The organism is Aurantiacibacter sp. MUD61 (assembly GCF_027912455.1).
In the GTDB taxonomy this organism is placed as follows: Bacteria; Pseudomonadota; Alphaproteobacteria; order Sphingomonadales; family Sphingomonadaceae; genus Alteraurantiacibacter.
Genome location: NZ_CP115446.1, coordinates 1,281,067 through 1,300,242, shown reverse-complemented (window position 1 = coordinate 1,300,242; position 19,176 = coordinate 1,281,067). Strand labels below are relative to the sequence as shown.

The following is a 19,176-nucleotide window of genomic DNA, read 5'->3' as shown; positions in this document are numbered from 1 at the left end:
GGTGCCATAGCGGTCTCGCCAAACGGCGGGTGATGGGTTAGTGTCCGAATGGAGGGACGGCAGCTGGGGAGTTGCCAATCGCACCCAAGGGTGCCGATGAAGGGGGGAAAGCGATGGCTCAACGCGGTTCCGCGATACGCCGGTTGATTGCCGGGGTCCGTGCTGCGTTTGGCTTTGCGCGACCTCTCACTCTCCTGCCGACTGCCGCGTTGACGCTGGCGATTGCCCTGTTCGCCGGACTTTCCGCAGGCCAGCCATTGAATGCGCAAAGCGGCTATTCCTACACCGGTGTTGCTTCCTGCGCGGGGTCCACCTGCCACGGGCGTAGCGAGGGCAATGGTGCCATCGTGCGGCAGGACGAAATCGCCACATGGCAATCACCCAGCGCGGTCAGCGGAGCGCACAGCCGCGCCTTTGCTTTGCTGGGCGGGCGGCGCGGGCAGCAGATTTCCAGCTCGCTCGGCCTGGGTGACGCGCGTTCGGCAGGATCATGCCTCGGCTGTCATGCGACCTACGTCCCCGCCAGCGAGCGCGGCCCGCGCTTCCAGCTGGACGATGGTGTCGGCTGTGAAAGCTGCCACGGAGCGGCCATTGGCTGGCTGTCGAGCCATTACGAAGTGCGCGGCACACATCCTGCGAATGTGCGCAATGGCCTTACCCCGCTGGAGGATCCGCAGGTCCGCGCGCGGGTCTGCCTCGATTGCCATTATGGCAGCACCGATCGCGGTCAATTCGTCACCCACGCCATGATGGCGGCAGGCCACCCGCGCCTCACATTCGAGCTCGACCTGTTCAGCGCATTCCAGCAGCATCACGATGTCGATGCCGATTATGTGCAGCGCAAAGGCCAGCCTGACAGCGTGCAGCTTTGGGCAGTGGGGCAGGCCGAAGCCGTCGCGCGCGCGACCGATCTGTTTGCGCGGCCTGCCTATGGGACCGAGGGGGTCTTCCCGCAGCTCTATTTCTACGATTGCCATTCGTGCCACCGGCCCATCACCGATGGCGACGAGAGACGACTGACATTCGAAACCAATCCGGGCCGACCGATCACTTTCGGCCAACCGCCTTTCAACGATGAGAATATCATCATGCTGTCCGCCGTGGCCGATGTGCTGGCGCCGGGCCGCAGCGATGCCTTCCGCGCCGCCAGCCGCGACTTCCACGATGCCATGGACGATGGCCGCGCCGATGCGCAGCGCGCCGCGATTGCCTTGCGCAGCGAAGCGCAGTCGCTCTCTGCTGCCCTCTCTTCGCGCGGCTATGGATCGAATGATGCCTTCACCATTGTAGAACGGATTGGCAGCCGTGCCGTCTCGCCCCGCTTCACCGATTATGCGGGCAGCGTGCAGGCGGTGATGGCGATCGATACGCTGCTCAATGCGCTGGTGAGCGATGGCCGCGTGACAACCGGAGCCGCCGCGGGCATTCGCGCCAATATCAACCGCGCCTATTCGGCAGTGAGCAGCCCCGGCGAGTATCGCCCCGCTGCGTTCCGGACGGCGCTGGGCGATGCGGTCAGTGCGATCGGAAGGCTGCGGTAATGCGCTGGAGGGGGGCCACCGCATTGCTGTCCGCGAGCGCGCTGGTGCTTGCGGGGTGCGGCGGAGGCGGTGATGGCGGACAGAATGGCAGCGGCAATGCTGTCGTCCCGACACCGTCACCCACGCCTCCGCCGTCGGGCCAGCTGTTCACTCCGCCCGCACAGGAAGCCCTGTCTATCACCGACGTGCAGGCAGTGATCGCACAGGCCGTGGCGGAGGCGCAGAGCCGCAATCTGCCATCGGTCATCGCCGTGACGGACCGCGTCGGCAATGTGCTCGCCGTATTCGACATGAACGGCGCGCCCGACATGGCCGCGCTCAGCCGCCGACAGATCGGCGGAATGGCGGCCAGCGGCAGCGAGATCGGCCTGCAAGGCGCGATGGTGCCAAGCACGGCGGCGGCCATCGCCAAGGCCCTGACCGGAGCCTATCTTTCGAGCAGCGGCAATGCCTTCACCAGCCGCACCGCCAGCATGATCGTGCAGGAGCATTTCCCGCCCGCGCCCACTACAGTAGGGCTCGAAAGCGGGCCGCTGTTCGGCGTGCAATTCAGCCAGCTGCCGTGTTCCGACCTTTCCGCACGTGCGGACGACGGGCTGATCGGACCCAAGCGTTCGCCGCTGGGCCTCGCGGCCGATCCGGGCGGATTGCCGCTGTACAAGAACGGGGTCGTGGTCGGCGGCATTGGCGTGATGGGCGATGGCGATTATGGCTTCGATCCCAATATCCTCGATGTCGAAAACGATGCCGAGGAAGCTATCGCTATTGCGGGGGCGCAGGGCTTCATGCCGCCCACCAATATTCGCGCAAACCGCATTTTCGTGGACGGCACCTCGCTACGCTTCACCGATGTCAGCGAAAGCCAGATCACCGGCGGGGGCGGCAGCTTTGCGGCGATCAATGGCACCGCAGGCAATCTGGTCCCGGTCACCGGCTACACGGACGGTACGCTGCGCTCAGGGACAGCCTATGGCAGCGAGGCCTCGGGCATTCGCGCCTCGACAGCGGCCGAATTCTCCAATCGCGATGCCTGGGTGCTCACCGATGGTGCGGGCATTCCGCGCTACCCGATCCGTTCCGGGACCGATGGTGGAAGCGTCGCGCAGCCTCTGACCGCAGACGAAGTGCGCACGATCCTGGAGGAGGCTTTCACCATCCTCAGCCGCGCCCGTGCGCAAATTCGCCGCCCCACCGACAGCCGCATGCAGGCGAGCATCAGCCTGGTCGATACGCATGGCGAAGTTCTCGGCATCGTACGCTCCCCCGACGGGCCGATTTTCGGCGTCGATGTCAGCTTGCAGAAGGCGCGTACGGCCGCTTTCTTCTCCAATCCTGTTGCTGCCGCAGACCTTGCTCCGATCCCTGCCCCGCCCGGCGGCTTGGCCGGCGCGGATTACGTGAACCGCGTGCGCACATTCCTCGGCGATCCTGCCGCACTGACCGGCAATTTCGCCTTTGCCGATCGCTCCGGCGGCAACCTTTCGCGGCCCTATTTCCCCGATGGTGAAGTCAGCGCCGTGGCCGGCCCATTGTCGGTGCAGGTGCCCGCCACTTTCAGTCCCTTTGCAGTGGGCCTGCAGACCGATCTGGTGGTGCCCAATATCGGCGCGCATCTCGCCTTTGTGAGCGGCACTGCGGCGAGCGATACGCCGCGCGGTTGTACGCTTGCGCCGAACTCGCCCTCTGGAAGCCCGCGCATCGCCAATGGCGTCCAGATCTTTCCCGGTTCTGTCCCGATCTATCGCGGCAACGTGCTGGTCGGCGGTATCGGCGTGTCGGGCGACGGGATCGACCAGGATGACATGGTCAGCTTCCTCGGCCTGCATAATGCGGGCGTGCGGACAGGCAGTGTGAACAATGCCGATCCGGCGATCCGCGCAGACCGGATCGTTGTGAATGTGAATGGCCGCAACACGCGCCTTCGCTACATCAATTGTCCCTTCGCGCCGTTCCTCGATACGGACGCGCAAAATGTGTGTCAGGGCCTGTGATGGAAACCGCGCTCGCCTTGATCCTCGCGCTGCAGGCACAGGATGTGCCGGGCGATCCGGAAACCGAGGAACAGCAGGAGCAGGTCGAGGATCAGGAGCGGCCCGATGGCGGTCTGGGGACCCAGGTCGATCCGGCAGAACCGGTCGATCCCGAGATCATCGAAGGACGCCGCCGTCCCGGCTTTGTGGGGGAACTTCCCGATCCTGTGACGCAGGAGAACGCCGGAGCCATTCGCGCGCCGCCGCCGCAAGCTTTTCCGACCGAGCAGATCCCCATTCCCGATCGCTGGCGGCTGATCCAGAACCTGGGGCTCGTGACCGAAGACCCCTTCGATCCCTACCGCCAGAACACCTACAAGGGCGATCGCCCGATCTGCATCAATTCGGATGAGGAGCGCGAATATCGCGCCGGCCTGCGCCGGGCTGCGGAAGAGGCCGAACGCAGCCGCGCCCTTGCGGAAGGCAGGCCCTACGATCCCACGCGCGTCGAATATCCCTATGGGTCGGACGAGTGCTGGACACCGCGCTTCCTTGGACTCGAGGGCAATGACTGGTTCTTTGTCATCAACGCCATTTCCGACACGGTGATCGAGCCGCGCACTTTCCCGATACCCGTCGGCGTGCAGACGACCGAAGACCCGGACCGGCTGGATGTGTTCGGCAATGATTATTCGCCTGTCTTTTCGCAGACCTTCATCTTCGGTGCTGCCCTGATCAAGGGCTCGACCGCGTACAAGCCGCCCGATGTCGAATACCGCCTGACGCTCGCCTACAATATCAACCATGTCGATGTTCCCGAGCGGCGCGTGCTGCTGGTCGAACCCAGCCGCGCGAGCAATCGCACCGACGACTTTCTCGGCGTGCAGGAAGCCTTTTTCGACTACCACATCCGCAACACCAGCGAGCGGTACGATTTCGACAGCTTCCGCATCGGCATCCAGCCGTTCCAGGCCGATTTCCGCGGATTCCTGTTTCAGGATAGCCAGCTGGGCCTGCGCTTTTTCGGCACGCGGGACAACAATCGTTTCCAGTACAATCTCGGTGCCTTCTGGCGGCTGGAGAAAGACACCAATTCGGGCCTCAACGACATCACGCAAACGCCGCGCAGCGATTTCGTGTTCGTCGCCAATGCCTATCGCCAGGACTTCCTGATCCCCGCGCTCACCAGCCAGTTCACGCTCGTCTACAATATGAACCGCGAAGGCGGTGACGTGGAGATCGACGACAACGGCTTCCCTGTGCGCCCCGCCCTGCTCGGCGATTTGCGCGGGCGCGACTACGATGTGCTCTATGTCGGCTACAACGCCGATGGCCGCATCGGGCGGATCAATGTGACCGCCAGCCTCTACGGCGCGTTTGGCGAAGACCGCAATTCGATCTTCACCAGCGAACCTGCCGAAATCCGCGCTTTCTTCGGCGCGGCGGAGCTGAGCTATGACCGCGACTGGATGCGCTTCCGCCTCTCCGGCCTGTTCGCCAGCGGAGACAGCGATCCGTTCAACAATGTCGAAGGCGGGTTCGACGCGATTTTTGAAAATCCCATCTTTGCAGGCGCGGACACCTCATACTGGATGCGCCAGACCATTCCCTTCGCGGGCGGCGGGCGGGCGGTCAGCCTGAATGGCCGCAATGGCCTGCTCAATTCATTGCGCAGTTCCAAGGAGCAGGGGCAGAGCAATTTCAACAATCCCGGCCTCATCCTGACGGGCGTCGGCGCGGATTTCGACCTGACACCGGAATTGCGCGTCTCCGGCAATGCCAATCACCTGTGGTTCGAAGATACCAGCGTCCTCGAAGCGCTGCGCGTGGAAGGGTCGATCCCCGAAGACATCGGCTATGACGTGTCGGTTTCGGCCATCTGGCGGCCGCGGGCCAATCAGAACCTCGTCTTCCGCCTCTCCGGCGCGGCGCTGGTGGCGGGCGACGGCTTTCAGGACCTGTTCGACAATCGCGGGGGCGACAATGTCTATTACTCCATCCTCGCCAATGCGACGCTGAGCTACTGATGCTGAAACGCCTTTCCCCCACCAATCTCGTGACCGGCATATTCGCGGTCGGGGCAGCGCTGCTTGGTGGTGGGTCGCTGCTGGCGGCGGAAGGCTATGAAACCGCGGTCGACCGCGATTACGAGGCGGCAGGCGTAATCGCTCCTCCCGCTCCGCAGAACCAGACGCAGCTGGAGGCAGACGAGAAATCCGCCGGGTGCAACAGCTGCCACGTGCAGACCGATGCGCCGACCATGCATGTTTCCGATGCGGTAGTGCTCGGCTGTATCGATTGCCACGGCGGCAATGCGGAAATCTATGGCGATCCCACACTCGGATTCGAACATGAGGACTATGTTGCCGCGCGCGAGGCAGCACATGTCCTGCCGACCTATCCGGACAGCTGGCATTACCCCAGCAGCGCCAATCCAGAGCGCAGCTATTCGCTGCTCAACCGCGAAGATCCGATCTTCATCCGCTTTGTGAACCCGTCGGATTACCGCGTTGCGCGCGAGGCCTGCGGGGCCTGCCACATGCCGGTGATCGAGGCGGCGGAACGCTCACTCATGGCAACGGGCGCCATGCTGTGGGGCGGTGCGGCCTATAACAACGGCATCCTGCCCTATAAGAATTACGTTGTCGGCGAGGCCTATACGCGCGATGGCGAGGCCGCGATGATCCTCAGCCCGAGCGATACCGAGCCGGGCACGGTCACTCCGGAAGAAGAGGAACGCGGCGCGCTCGCGGCTCTCTATCCGCTCCCCACTTGGCAAGTTGTTCCTCCGGCAGACGTGTTCCGCGTGTTCGAGCGTGGCGGGCGCACGATCAACACGCAATTCCCCGAAATCGGCATTCCCAATCCGACGGGCCAGATCCAGCGGCTGGAGGAGCCCGGCCGGCCAGACCTGCGCCAGTCGAACCGCGGCCCGGGCACCGGCCTTCGCGCCGCCATTCCGGTGCTCAACATCCACAAGACGCGGCTCAACGATCCCTTCACCTGGTTCATGGGCACCAATGATCAGCCGGGCGATTATCGCCATTCGGGCTGCGCCAGCTGCCATGTGATCTACGCCAACGATCGCGAACCGCGCCACTCGCTGGTCTACGCGCAATACGGGCGTGACGGGCAGACGGTCACCTCCGATCCGACTATCGCTGCGCAGATCAATCGCCTTCATGACGATCACGGGGATGAGAGCCACGCCGATGAGCCAAGCGGCCACGGCGATCTGATCGGGCCTGATGATGATCATGCCGAAGAGGATGACGGCTACGGCCCCGATGAGCGCGAGCGCGGCCACCCGCTGCGCCATGTTTTCACCCGCGCCATCCCGACCGCGCAATGCATGAATTGCCACATGCACCAGCCCAATATCTTCCTCAATTCCTACCTCGGCTACACCATGTGGGATTACGAGAGCGATGCGCCGATGATGTGGCCTGGCCCGGAAAACACCGCGCCGCGACCGCCGGGCATGAGCGACGAGGAATATCGGGAGATGTATCTCCAGCAGCGCTATCCCACGGCAGAGCAGGTGCGCGAAGTGCTCGATCGCAACCCCGAAGGCGCGGCCCCGCGCGGGCTGTGGGCGGATCTCGATTTCCTGCGCAATGTCTATGATTTGAACAGTGAGCTGCAGGATACGCAGATGGCCGACTATCACGGTCACGGCTGGAATTTCCGCGGCATCTTCCGCCGCGACCGCGAGGGCAATCTGCTCGATGCCGATGGCGAAATCATTCGACCTGCCGACGAAAGCGACACGCCCGAAGAGGCTGCACGCCACGATGATCGCTGGCGCCAGCGCTTCCGCCGCGACGGGGAAGAGCAATTCGTCGAGCCGGGGACCAATCCGGGCGAAGCCGTCCACATGATGAGCATCCATGCAGAGAACGGCATGCAGTGCGCCGATTGCCACTACGCGCAGGACAGTCATGGCAACGGGCTGATCTATGGTGAAGTCGCAAACGCTATCGAGATCGGCTGCAAGGATTGCCACGGCACCGCCGATGCCTATCCCGCGCTGCGCACCTCCGGCCCCGCCGCGCCGCCCGAGGGGCATGACCTCACGCTGCTGCGCAATCCCGATGGCCGCCGCCGTTTCGAATGGACCGAGAACGCCAATGGCAGCCGCACGCTGATCCAGCGGAGCATCGTCGACCCCAACCTCGAATGGGAAGTCAGCCTTGTGCGCGACAGCGTCGATCCCGCCTCACCCAATTTCAACGCGCTTTCCGCCCGCTCCAAGCTGATGAGCGCGGATGGCGCAGAAACCGGCAATTTCGAATTCGGTCCCGGCGTCGCGGTGGAAGACCGCGCGCATGGCGAGCAGGAAATGGCGTGTTTCACCTGCCACCTTTCGTGGACCACTTCGTGCGGCGGGTGCCATCTGCCGATCGAGGCCAACTGGCAGAGCGAAGTCCATCGCTATGACGGCGAAACGACGCGTAACTTCGCGACCTACAACCCGCAGGTCGCGCGCGACCAGATGTTCCAGCTGGGCATCCACCAGTCGACCAAGGGCAACCAGATTGCGCCGATCCGCTCGACCAGCGCGCTCGTACTCAGCTCCACCAATATCAACCGCGAACGGATCTACATTCAGCAACCGCCCGTCAGCGCCTCGGGATTCTCCTCGCAGGCCTTCGCGCCGCATTTCCCGCACACCGTCCGCCTGACCGAGACCAAGCAATGCAGCGATTGCCATCTCTCCGAGGCCGAGGACAATAATGCAATCATGAGCCAGCTGCTGTTGCTCGGCACCAATTACGTGAACTTTGTCGGCATGCACGCCTGGACCGGGCTTGAGGGCGGTTTCGAAGCCGTGCGCGTCACCGAATGGGAAGAGCCGCAGGCGGTACTCGGCAGCTACCTCCATCGCTACGCCTACCCCGATTATTACCGCTACCATGTCGAGGACAATGGCCGCGAGCTGATCAACTGGACGCGTGGCGAGATTTTCGATGAGGATTTATCGGGCGAAACCCGCGCGCTGGAAGAATTCGCCAATGTCCACGAAGGCACGGCGGACCGCGTCGGCTGCCTGCAGATGCGCGGCGAATATATGTTCGTGGCGGAAGGATCGGGCGGCTTCCGCGTCTACGATATCGCCAGCGTGGCGAACAAAGGCTTCTCCGAGCGCATCATTACCGCGCCTTTCTCGCCGCTGGGCCATGACACCCACGTGAGCAGCGAAAACGCGTCATGCATGGCGCTCGCTACCAACCAGCCCATCGCTCCGCATCGCAATACAGCCGAAATGCGCGAGATGAACCAGGAGCAGGCCTTCCTGCCGATCTATTCCTACGCCGTGGTCACCGATGCCGAGGAAGGGCTGATCCTCGTCAATGTCGATACTCTCGCCGATGGAGAGCTGCGCAACAACCGCCTCGATCGCCTGACCTTCGGCACCGGCGCTGATGCGTGGAACCCCGATGGCGTGCTGAACGGCGCGCGGCATGTGCATCTTGCGGGTGAAGTGGCTTACATCACCGCCGATCGAGGCCTTGTGGTGGTCGACCTCGCCGATCCATCCAATCCGCAGCTCGCCGCAGTGCGTCCGATCACCGATGCGCGCGCGAGCACGATCCAGTTCCGCTATCTCTGGGTTTCCGATGCCGAGGGCGTGAAGCTCTTCGACGTGACAGACCTGCGCAATCCGGTCGCGCGGCCCGAAGGCACGATCCCACTCGCCAATGCGCAGCGCATGTATATCGCGCGCACCTATCTCTACATTGCCGGGAAGAGCGAAGGACTGGTGATCGCCGATGTGACGCGTCCACTGGCACCTGAAATCTACCGGCGAGAGACCTTTGGCGGCACGATGAACGATGTCGAGGACGTGATCGTCGGATCGACGAATGCCAGCCTCTTCGCCTATGTCGCGGACGGAGTGAACGGGATGAAAGTCGTCCAGCTCACCAGCCCATCGAGCCAGCCCAATTTCTACGGTTTCAGCCCTGCCCCCGTGCCCGAACTCATCGCTTTTCGCCGTACCCCCAGCCCCGCGATCTCGCTCAGCAAGGGCCTCGACCGTGACCGCGCGGTGGACGAGACGGGCGGACAGATGGCGGTGTTCGGCAGGCTCGGATCGCGGCCCTTCAACCGGCAGGAAATGGAAAACCTGTTCCTCACCGGCGCAGGCATCCCATGGCGCGTCAGTGACGAGGCAGATATAGAAGCCTGGGTTCCGGGTGCGGGGCCAGTGGCTGGGCGACGGAGGCCGGGAGAATGAGATTCGGGCTTGCAATGCTGTTTGGAGCCCTTGCTCTGACGTCCTGCCAGCAACAGCCGGACACCAATGAGCTCGTCGAGCGGCTAGAGGCTACAATCATTGAAGAAGGTCGGATCGACCTCGGCAATTACGAACGCCACTACGCTCTCTTCGAAGAGCAAGAAATCGAAAATTTTTTTGGGATTGGAGACATTCCAGCCGACAAAGCGATTATTGGAATTTATCTGTCGAGCCAGACGCCCAGCAGGACCGTCTATGGCGATAGCCAAGAGATGATCGAGGTCAATCATGCACCATGTGTGGCGATCGTGGAGATTGGCGCTGATGGCCAATTTCTCCATCATCCTGAAGTGAATTGCGGCGAAGAGGATGTCAGCGAAGACCAAAAAGCCCGCTAATCCTAAGCTTGTCGTAGGATAGTACTTCCTTTCGGCGCCACAACAAAAGAAAAGCAGTACTTCGATAGGCTCAGGACGAACGGAGTTTAGGCTTTCAACCCGTCCCCTTCTCTCGCTCCATTTCGCGGATCATCGGCTGCAGATGGGGGCCATAGTACGCGATGACATCCCAATCGCTGACGCGCTCATAGTGGCTCGCCAGCGAAGTCCCATTCCAACGGTGCAGCGCATAGGTGGGCGGCTCGGTCGTAATGAGCGCGCGGCTGTCGGGAGTGTCCCCGCTGATTGCCCGCATATCCATGCTCACCAGCGGCGCGACTGACGGAGTGACGGACACCGGAATGCCGCAAAACCGGCTGACCAGCTGGCGATGCAGATGGCCGCAATGGATGGCGAGCACCTGATCGGCATGGCCTTCCAGCGCATCGGCCAGATTGGCGATCCATTGTTCCGACGGATCGGGGTCCATCCACTCGATGCCGGAAACCACCGGCGGGTGGTGCATGAAAATGACCGTGGGCGTGCCCGCATGCGCAGCGAGCGTCGCTTTCAGCCAGTCGCGCCGCCGTTCGCAAAAAGCGCCGCCGTGGCGCCCCGGCTCGAGCGTATCGAGCATCACCACCAGCAGTCCATCCTGCACAAACGCGGACTGGATGAAGCCATCCGCATCGGTCTCGGTGTCGGGAAAGGCGCGCAGCAATTCCTCGCGCGTGTCATGATTGCCGATCAGCGCTTTCACCGGAAACGGGCATGCGGCGAGCAATTCTGCCGTGCGGGTAAAACTCTCCCGGTCCCCGCGGTCGGTGATGTCACCTGTGACCAGCAGCATATCGACCGGATTGGGTTGCGCGAGCAGCCGGTCTAGCGTTGCGCGAAAGCGCGTGCGATTAAGCTCCTCCGGCTTTGCGTCGGGCTCGAACCCGATATGGATATCGGTCATCTGCGCGATCAGCATGTGCGCTACCTCTCCCGTCTGGCGATGCGCGGAGGCGCGGCGGCACCGGTGCTGTCTCGCGGATGGTAGGAATGGCACATGGCGCAGCTCGACGGCACGTCGGCCTCCAGCGCGGTCTCTCCCAAATGGCAATCGCGGCAGCTTTCAAGGTCGGGCAGCAGCAGGTCTGCCGCATCGCCCGATGTATCGGCGGCATGGCAGCTGACGCAGGTTTCCTGTGTATGCGCATCGTGATCGAACCAGCCATTCTGGAAGAAGCGGGTTTGCTGCACGACCGGATGTACTGCCAATGCGCCGCTCGCACTCGTATCGCGGTAATGGCATTCGCCGCACACCCCGTCATCGCTCAGCGCATTGCCGAGAGTCGGAACAATCACCCGGCTGAAATTACCGAAATAGATGCCACCCTCGGCATATTGACCGGGACGACGCCGACCGGTCTGGACGGGACGACGCGGCGCGCGGTCTGCGGCGAGAAGATCGGCGCGCACCTGATCGAGGTCACCATGGCTGAGCGAGCGGAAAGTGCTGCCCACCTGATCGTAGACAAGGCTGTGGCAGCTCTCGCAGCTTTGCTCCATATCCACCGGCATGAAGCGTACGCCATCGGCTGTCGGTGTGTGACAGGCACTGCACGCGAGCGCGCCATCGTCTGTCATTTCCCATTTGCGGAGGCGGCCAGCCATGCGGGCGACGCCGTTGGTGGTCGAGAGATGCTCGTCATGCGGGAATTTCAGCCCGTTGAAATGCGCCCCATCGGCCGAGAGTTCCGTGCGGCGCTCCTCTTCACCGCGCGCTGGTGTGATCAGCGCCTGGAATTGCGGGTGCCCGGTGCCGAAATCATGCGCATTCCCAAGCGAGGTATCGGTGAGGCGCACGTCCATCGTTTCGTGGCAATCGGCGCAGAAACGCTCGCTGGTCGGCTCCATCTGGCCGGCGCCTTCATGCTCGGTGTGGCAATCGGTACAGGCACCCGGACCCGGCTTGTTGAAGGCCTCTGCCACGGACCAGAGGAAGGCTTCGCCGCCAGTGAACTCGGGCATTCCGGTGCGCAGCCGGTCAAGCTCGGCATGATCGCCCAGCCCTTCGTGACAGGTCAGACACGACTCATCGCGAACGGCGACAAAGGGGGTGGTGTGGCAAGCCTCGCAATTGTCTTCCAATCCGTGATGCACGCTGGAAAGCGAACCGGTGGACCAGCTGGCGTCCATCATCACACTGCCTTCATCCTCCACGCTGGGCTCCGCCACGCGGTCGCGCGAAAGATGGGAGACAATCGGGATCGCAAGGAAGACGACGAGTATGGCGACGAGCGCCGCCCAGGCCATCGGACGTTTACCGGGCAGCGCCCCGCTCAGCCCGAAGCCGGCGAGCCGGTCTTTCGCTTCGCCATCGTCCTTTGCGGCCTTGCGCTGCGTGATCGTAAGCTTGCCATCATCACCCTGGCCGAATGCCAGCAGATAGGAACCGAGGCCCAGCTCCCCACCCTTTGCAGGATCGAGGCTGGCAGCTTCAGTGTGCACGCCGTCATGCGTGAAGCCGAGCGTCCCGGCGGCTTTTGCCTCAAGCATTCCGCTCGCATTTTGTGTGACGACAATATGCGTCTGCTCGATTGCAAGGTCGGGCAGGTGGATGGTGTTCTCGCTCGCGCGGCCAATGGTAATCGCATCGGTGCCGACCTCGCGCTCGCGCACGATTTCCCGGCCGCTTTCGGTGAAGTCGATACTGCGAATGCGTAATTCCATCACAGCCCCCTTCACCAGTAATAGAAAACGGAAATCACGTGCGCCGTCAGCGCTGCGAGTAGCGCGATGGTGACGGGCACATGAACATAAAGCCAGATATCTAGCAGCGCGCGAAGGCGCATCTGGCGGCGGATTTGTTCAAGCTGGGCGCGGCGCTTGCGCAGCAGGCTTACGACTTTGTCGAGCGCGTCATCGTGGCCGGACACGCCAAATTGATCGAGCGCGGCAATCGTGCGGCACTTGCGATAATGGCCCGAAAGCCTTGTGCCGACACCGAAATCGAAGGGGTCCTGCTCCAGCGCGGCGATAACGAGGTCGGCATCCTCGCGCCCCAGCGGCTGCGCAGCTCTTTCGAGCTGGCGGTCGATGGCGGCAAGTGCATCGAGCATTTCGCGCTTGGTCATCTGCCGACGGTTGGCGTTAATTTCCGAAGGGATCGTGGCGTAGGCGAAGACGCCGTAAAGCCCCGAAACGATGACCACCATCATCAGCCCCCAAGCGAGCGTATGGACATTCCAGCCGAGCTGGAAGCCGGTGTGCAGCGTGCCGATCACGATCAGCGCAAGGCCAAGGTAGACATGAGCGCTGGTCCACGCCTTCAGGCTCCATTTGCCTTCGCTCATGTTCCGCTTGCGTACGCCGAGCAGGCTGAGCCAGACGATCAGGCCCGCGCCGATCGTGCCGAGCGTATAGCCATACCAGCTGCCGCCATTGTGGCGTGGCTCTACATCGACCAGCAAATGGCTGAGGATCGCAACCACGCTGATTATCGTGGCCAGTTTTGCCCAACGCCAGCGACGATGCTTCAGGAAGCTGACGTGATCACTGTCCCGCCGCGCCTCGTCGAGAGCATAGCGATTGTCCGGAGCCGTCGCCATTATTCGACATCCTCCGTCAGCTTGGTGACTGTCAGGAATTTGTCGGGCGACACACGGATCGCCGCGCCGGTGGGGCAGGCGCGAACGCAGGCAGGGCCACCGTCAATCCCTGCACACATGTCACATTTGATCGCCTGCTTGGGCTTTTCCGGATCGGCGTGTTTCTTGCGCCAGCCATAGCTTGCCTCGCCCGGGCCGGGTCCGGCTCCGAACAGCAGCCAGCTCAGCAGCGAAGGCTTCTTAGGCGGCACCGCATCCATGCGGATCACACCGTAGGGGCAATTGCGCTGGCAATTGCCGCAGCCGATGCAAGTGTCGTCGATGAATACCTCGCCATCGGGGCCGCGCTGGATGGCATTGGGCGGGCAGTCGGCCATGCAATGCGGATGCTCGCAATGGCGGCAGGATGTGGGCACGTGGAGATGCGCGTAGGATCGCCCGGCCTCACGGTCGAGGCGGCTGAGGCCATCATGACTGTCCGCGCAGGCGCGTTCGCAATTGTCACAGGCTACGCATAGCTTCTCGTCGATCAGCAATACGTCGGTCGCTTCGCCGATGCCGTTGTCGACGAGGAATTGCGCGGTTTCGGAATACATGTCCGCCGCGCTGCCGAAGCTGTCCTTGCGCGCTTCGACGAAAGCGTTGACCTCGCGCCGCGAGCGCATGTCTTCGAGCGCGCGGCCTTTCAGCTCCGGCTTGGCTTCCATCAGCGCGAGGAATTTCTCGCCCGGAAAGCGCACGACCTCGCTCTTGATCGCGGCCTTGACCGTTGCGGTGCGCGCCGATCCGTCGATCACCGCCATTTCCCCGAAATAGGAGCCTGCCGGCAGGTAGGAGAGAAAGACCGGATGGCCGCCAATGTTCTTCTCGACGATCATCGAGCCGCGACGGATGACGAAGATGTCCTTGTCGTCCGCGCCCTCTTCGACAACGACTTCGCCTGCGCGAACGTCCATCACTTCGCCCGCCTCGACGATTTCGGCGACATCCTCGCGCGTCAGGCCGCTGCCGAACATTTGCAGGAATTGCCGTTCGATGGAGATGCGGTTTACCGCACGACCGGCGCTCGGCACGGTGGCGATCAGCTTCAATGCGGCATTGCGGGACAATTCGATGGCCACGAGCGGCTCTGCCGCCTGAATCGTCGCGCCGCGGCGACGGCCCGAAATCAGCCCGACCTCGCCGAAGATGGAGCCTTGCTCGATGGGCACGGTGATGGAGGGATCATCCTCGCTCACCTGCACCGCCACCGATCCTTCGGCGATAGCGAACATGGAGCTGCCCGGCTCATTCTTGGTGAACACCGTTTCGCCCCGCTCGAAGTAATGCACTGTCGAATCGAGCATCAGCTCGCGCAGTTGCAGCGGTGAGAGCTCTTCGAAGATGACGACGTTCTCGCCGAACACATCGAGCCACTCCTCGACGCTGCGGCGCCCCGGCAGGCCGGCGAGTTTCTCTTCCAAGATCGGCTGGTCGGCGGGCTTCAAATCGGTATTCCCGTTGAGGAATTCGATCACGTCATAGCCCTGGTTCATGCAGTGCTTGATCAGCGGATAGCCCGCCAGCGCGCCGATAACATGGACGCCGTTTTTGGTGGTCTCGAATGTCTGGCTGAGCGTCGGATAGGCGTCGCGCTCTTCGCTTGTGAATTCAACGCCGATCGCCTCGACAAAGCCGCGCGGCGGTTTGGAGCCGGTGCGCGCGATGATGCGATCGCAGGGGATCGTTACCTCGCCATCGCGCGTTTCCAGCACCAATTCGCCCGGTCGGACTTCGATGGGAGAGGTCTCTCGCCGCACGACGATCCGTCCATCCGCCTCCGCCTCTTCCAGCAGTTTGACATTTGCACCCTTGGCGCGGGCGAAGCTGTCTCGCCGGTTGAGGATGGTTACGGTGTTCGCTTGCGCTGGATCGGCGGCGAGGCCAAGCGCGTTCTCGATCCCCGCATCACCCGATCCGACCACGGTAATGTGCTCGTCGAAATACTCTCCCGGATCATCGAGCTGGTACTGGATATGCGGCAAGTCTGCGCCGGGAATGCGCAGCAAATTGGGGTTCCCCTGCGTCCCGATGGCGAGCACCACGGCCTGCGCTTTCACCACCTGGCCACCTTTGGCCGTCACGGTGAAATCGCCGCTTGTCCCGGTAATCTCGGTCACTTCGGCATTGTAGAGGACCTTGACCTTGCCCTCCTCGATCTGCCGGTCCCATGTTTCCAGAATGGCTTCACGCTTGCCCGCATCGAAATCGAGATCGCTGCGCAGCACCAGATTGCTGGGCGTCGCCATCACGTGCTTGCCCTTCTGGTATTTGAAAATCGTATCGGAGAGGTGATCGGTCTTTTCGATGAGGACATGGGAAAGACCGAGCGCCGCCGCATGGGCCGCAGCGCTCATGCCCGCCGGACCGGAGCCGACAATGGCAATTTGAACCTGTAGAGGTTCCCCCATCACTTTCCCCCCTGCTTGCAGTTATGCATAAAAGCGGGCCGAAAGGAAACCGTGTCTTGCGCTTGCGCCTTTGCAGGGCTTCGCTAGGCTTGGCCAAAGCGGCGTTGAGGGGGCGTCTTGTATGGCGAAAATTGGCAAGGGTACGATCGCAACTTTGGCGGGCTGCGCGCTGCTGGCGGGCGTTATCGGCTGGCGCGTTGTCGATGGCGAGGCCGGTGCGGATGCAGGCGATGCTCCCGAAAGCGCCGGGATAAGCGTGCCACCAACACTGGATGATCTTGCCGCCCGCGCAGAGGCCGATGCCGATAATCCGCAGTCGTGGCAGGAGCTTGCGGTGAACCTGTTCCTCGCCAATCGCTTTGCCGAAGCCGCCGATGCCTATGAACGCGCAGTGGCACTCGATCCGGAGACGGCGACTTTGTGGTCTTCACTTGGCGAAGCGCGGGTGATGGCGAGCGAGGATGATCCGATGCCCGATGCCGCAGAGCAGGCATTCCGCCGCGCGCTGGAGCTCGACCCGACCGATCCGCGCGCGCGATACTTTCTGGCTGTCGCGCGCGATCTCACCGGCGATCACGAAGGCGCGATTCGCGATTGGCTGGCGCTGCTGGCCGATACGCCGCCCAGCGCGCCGTGGGAAAATGATCTGGTGCGTACGATCCAGCAGGTCGGCGCGATCAATGAAATCGACGTGACGGACCGGATTGCAGAAGCTGCCGGCACACGCGATTTGCTCCCACAGGGCCTTGTAAATGCCCAGCCGGGTCCATCGCCGGAGCAGATGGCCGCAGCTTCCTCCATGCCTCCGGGCGAGCAGCAGGCCATGGCGGAAGGCATGGTGGCGCGGCTTGCCGCCCGCATCGATGCAGAGGGCGGCAGCGTGGAGGAATGGATCATGCTGATGCGCAGCTACAACCAGTTGGGCCGCACCGGCGATGCACGCCGGGCCAAGGCCGCGGCGATCGCTGCGCATCCGGACGCCCGCGAGCAGATCGAAGGCATGGCAGCAACGCTCGGCATCGATTGAAATTGGCTTGGGCGTGTCGCCTTTGCACAATCGCATCGATCTAGCTTGCGGTATTGCACGGGCACGGAGGCGGAAATTGGACTCAGGTCCGTAATGGGCGCATGATCCGTGCCATGCAGGCTGACCCATGAGGGGGCGAAGGGAGGCGGCCGAATGAAAAGGGTGGGGCACCAGCACGCTTTTGCGAGTGCGGTGCATACAATCAAGTCACGGAAAAGCGCGGCAGTTTTGCTTGCCGGCTCGCTCACGGCATGCGCTGTGCCCGCGCTGGCGCAGGATACCGCGCCACCGACTCGCGGGGAGCTGACAAGCCCGCAGGAACGGCCCGAGGTTCGCGATGGGCTCACGCTCACGGTCGACGGGCAAATGGAACGCCGCGCCTGTGCGCTCGATGCCCCTGAATACGCCGATCTGACCGTAACGCTAAGCGGCGTCGATTACACCGGAGCGGAGCGCGCATCCGACGTCGCGCTCGCCCGTGCACATGATGGCTATCTGAACCGCGAACTGCCGATCCGCGCGTTGTGCGACATTCGCGATCGCGCTGCGGCCTTGCTGGAGGACGCTGGCTATCTCGCCGCCGTCGAAATCCCGGCGCAATCGCTGGGTGATGGCCGCGCGGAAATGCGCGTCGTGCTGGGGCGGCTCGTCGCGGTACGTGCGCGCGGCGATACGCAAGGTGCCGAAAGCCTGATTGCTGGGTATCTCCAGCGGCTCGTCGGGCAGGAGGTTTTCAACATCGGGGAGGCGGAGCGCTATCTGCTGCTGGCCAATGATGTGCCGGGCATGGAAGTGCGCCTGTCGCTGCGCCCCGCGCCCGAAGGCGCGCCGGGAGACCTGATCGGCGAAGTCGCCGTCCTGCGTGACAGTTTTGCCATTGATGCCAATATCCAGAACTGGGGCAGCCGCGCGCTTGGCCGTTTCGGCGGATTGCTGCGGGCTGAGGCCTATAATGTCTTCGGCATGGGTGATCGCACCGCCATCGCTGCCTTCTCCACGCTGGAATTCGAAGAGCAGCAGACGCTACAACTCAGCCACGATATGCCGCTCGGAAGCGATGGGCTTGTGCTGTCCGGCCAGGTAACGCTGGGCTGGACGCAGCCCGATGCCCTGCCCGGCTTCACCATCGAATCCGAAACGGTCTTCGCCAGCGTGGAGGCGAGCTATCCTTTCCTGCGCACGCAGACCGATTCCGTCTGGGGCGCGGCAGGGTTCGATTTCGTTAATCAGGATGTCACGCTCAACGGCAATCCCTTCACCGAAGATCGCGTGCGCGCCGTCTATCTGCGCGGCACCTATCTGCATGTCGATGCGGACAGCATTGCGCGGCGCGATGGATATTCGCCGTACGAGCCCAAATTCCGCTTTTCCGCGACCGGCGAAGTGCGACAGGGCCTTGGGATCTTCGGTGCATCTGACGATTGCCGGGACAATCCGGCCGACTGCCTGATCAATGGCGGCATTGGCCCTGCCCGGATTGAGCAGGACCCCACCCCGCTGTTTCTTCGCGGATCCATCAATACCGAGTTCCGCCCTGTTCCGCTGCTCGCGATCGCTTTCGATCTGGAAGGCCAGTTGAGCGGCAGCCCGCTTCCGGCATTCGAGGAATATGGCGCGGGCAATTACGGCATCGGGCGTGGCTACGATCCAAGCTCTATCCTCGGCGATTCCGCTTTGGCGACCAGCCTTGAGCTGCGCTTCGGCTCGCTTATCCCGACCTCGACGGACTCGCTGCGCTTTCAGGCATACGCTTTCACCGATGCCGCCTGGACCGACAATGAAGACCCAGGGCTGTTCGATCCGACGGACGAACTGTGGTCCGCCGGTGCCGGCATGCGCTTTGTGCGCGGCGCCAACATCCAAGGCGATGTGAATGTGGCGATCCCGCTGCAGCGTCTGGATTCCACCGGTGAGCGCCCCGGTTGGCGCATCCTGTTCTCGATAACGGCCCGCCTGCTGCCCTGGAGATAA

11 protein-coding genes are annotated in these 19,176 nt (G+C 63.0%); 7 read left to right on the top strand and 4 right to left on the bottom strand.

Translation table 11 applies throughout. The features are described from left to right. Positions 1 to 113: 113 nt before the first annotated feature. The 5 genes from O2N64_RS06225 to O2N64_RS06205 are packed head-to-tail and all read left to right on the top strand — an operon-like array spanning position 114 to position 10,150. Positions 114 to 1,541: a multiheme c-type cytochrome gene (locus O2N64_RS06225; RefSeq protein ID WP_271079413.1), complete on the top strand. Its 1,428-nt coding sequence runs from the start codon at positions 114 to 116 to the stop codon at positions 1,539 to 1,541. Next, positions 1,541 to 3,532, top strand: coding sequence for a heme-binding protein (locus O2N64_RS06220; RefSeq protein ID WP_271079412.1), 1,992 nt, complete (start codon positions 1,541 to 1,543; stop codon positions 3,530 to 3,532). The genes O2N64_RS06225 and O2N64_RS06220 overlap by 1 nt, the downstream gene beginning before the upstream one ends. Next, positions 3,532 to 5,538: a hypothetical protein gene (locus O2N64_RS06215; RefSeq protein WP_271079411.1), complete on the top strand. Its 2,007-nt coding sequence runs from the start codon at positions 3,532 to 3,534 to the stop codon at positions 5,536 to 5,538. Before O2N64_RS06220 ends, O2N64_RS06215 begins: the two co-directional genes overlap by 1 nt. Continuing rightward, positions 5,538 to 9,752, top strand: coding sequence for a multiheme c-type cytochrome (locus O2N64_RS06210; RefSeq protein WP_271079410.1), 4,215 nt, complete (start codon positions 5,538 to 5,540; stop codon positions 9,750 to 9,752). The genes O2N64_RS06215 and O2N64_RS06210 overlap by 1 nt, the downstream gene beginning before the upstream one ends. Further along, entirely contained in the window at positions 9,749 to 10,150 is a 402-nt protein-coding gene (locus tag O2N64_RS06205; protein ID WP_271079409.1) for a hypothetical protein, read from the top strand. The genes O2N64_RS06210 and O2N64_RS06205 overlap by 4 nt, the downstream gene beginning before the upstream one ends. A 94-nt stretch (positions 10,151 to 10,244) precedes the next feature. Here the strand turns inward: O2N64_RS06205 and O2N64_RS06200 are convergent, their stop codons facing one another. Genes O2N64_RS06200 through O2N64_RS06185 form a run of 4 tightly spaced genes read right to left on the bottom strand, consistent with a single transcriptional unit; the run spans position 10,245 to position 16,124 of the window. After that, the gene (locus O2N64_RS06200; RefSeq protein ID WP_271079408.1) at positions 10,245 to 11,105 is read right to left on the bottom strand and encodes a phosphodiesterase; all 861 of its coding nucleotides are present in this window, start codon (positions 11,103 to 11,105) and stop codon (positions 10,245 to 10,247) included. A 5-nt stretch (positions 11,106 to 11,110) separates the two neighbouring features. Next, on the bottom strand, positions 11,111 to 12,850 hold the full coding sequence (locus O2N64_RS06195; protein WP_271079407.1) for a cytochrome c3 family protein: 1,740 nt from the start codon (positions 12,848 to 12,850) through the stop codon (positions 11,111 to 11,113). Between the two features lie 11 nt (positions 12,851 to 12,861). After that, a complete protein-coding gene (locus O2N64_RS06190; protein ID WP_271079406.1) occupies positions 12,862 to 13,728 on the bottom strand; it encodes a hypothetical protein in 867 nt (288 codons plus the stop codon). Further along, positions 13,728 to 16,124 carry a cyclic nucleotide-binding domain-containing protein gene (locus tag O2N64_RS06185; RefSeq protein ID WP_271079405.1) on the bottom strand — a complete coding sequence of 799 codons (2,397 nt, stop codon included), beginning with the start codon at positions 16,122 to 16,124 and terminating at the stop codon, positions 13,728 to 13,730. The genes O2N64_RS06190 and O2N64_RS06185 overlap by 1 nt, the downstream gene beginning before the upstream one ends. A 175-nt stretch (positions 16,125 to 16,299) precedes the next feature. Here O2N64_RS06185 and O2N64_RS06180 point away from each other — a divergent pair, with 175 nt between their 5' ends. Together O2N64_RS06180 and O2N64_RS06175 are read left to right on the top strand one after the other, a co-directional pair. Beyond that, complete coding sequence (locus O2N64_RS06180; RefSeq protein ID WP_271079404.1) at positions 16,300 to 17,205, top strand: tetratricopeptide repeat protein; 906 nt, start codon at positions 16,300 to 16,302, stop codon at positions 17,203 to 17,205. A 258-nt stretch (positions 17,206 to 17,463) separates the two neighbouring features. Next, complete coding sequence (locus O2N64_RS06175; protein WP_271079403.1) at positions 17,464 to 19,176, top strand: ShlB/FhaC/HecB family hemolysin secretion/activation protein; 1,713 nt, start codon at positions 17,464 to 17,466, stop codon at positions 19,174 to 19,176.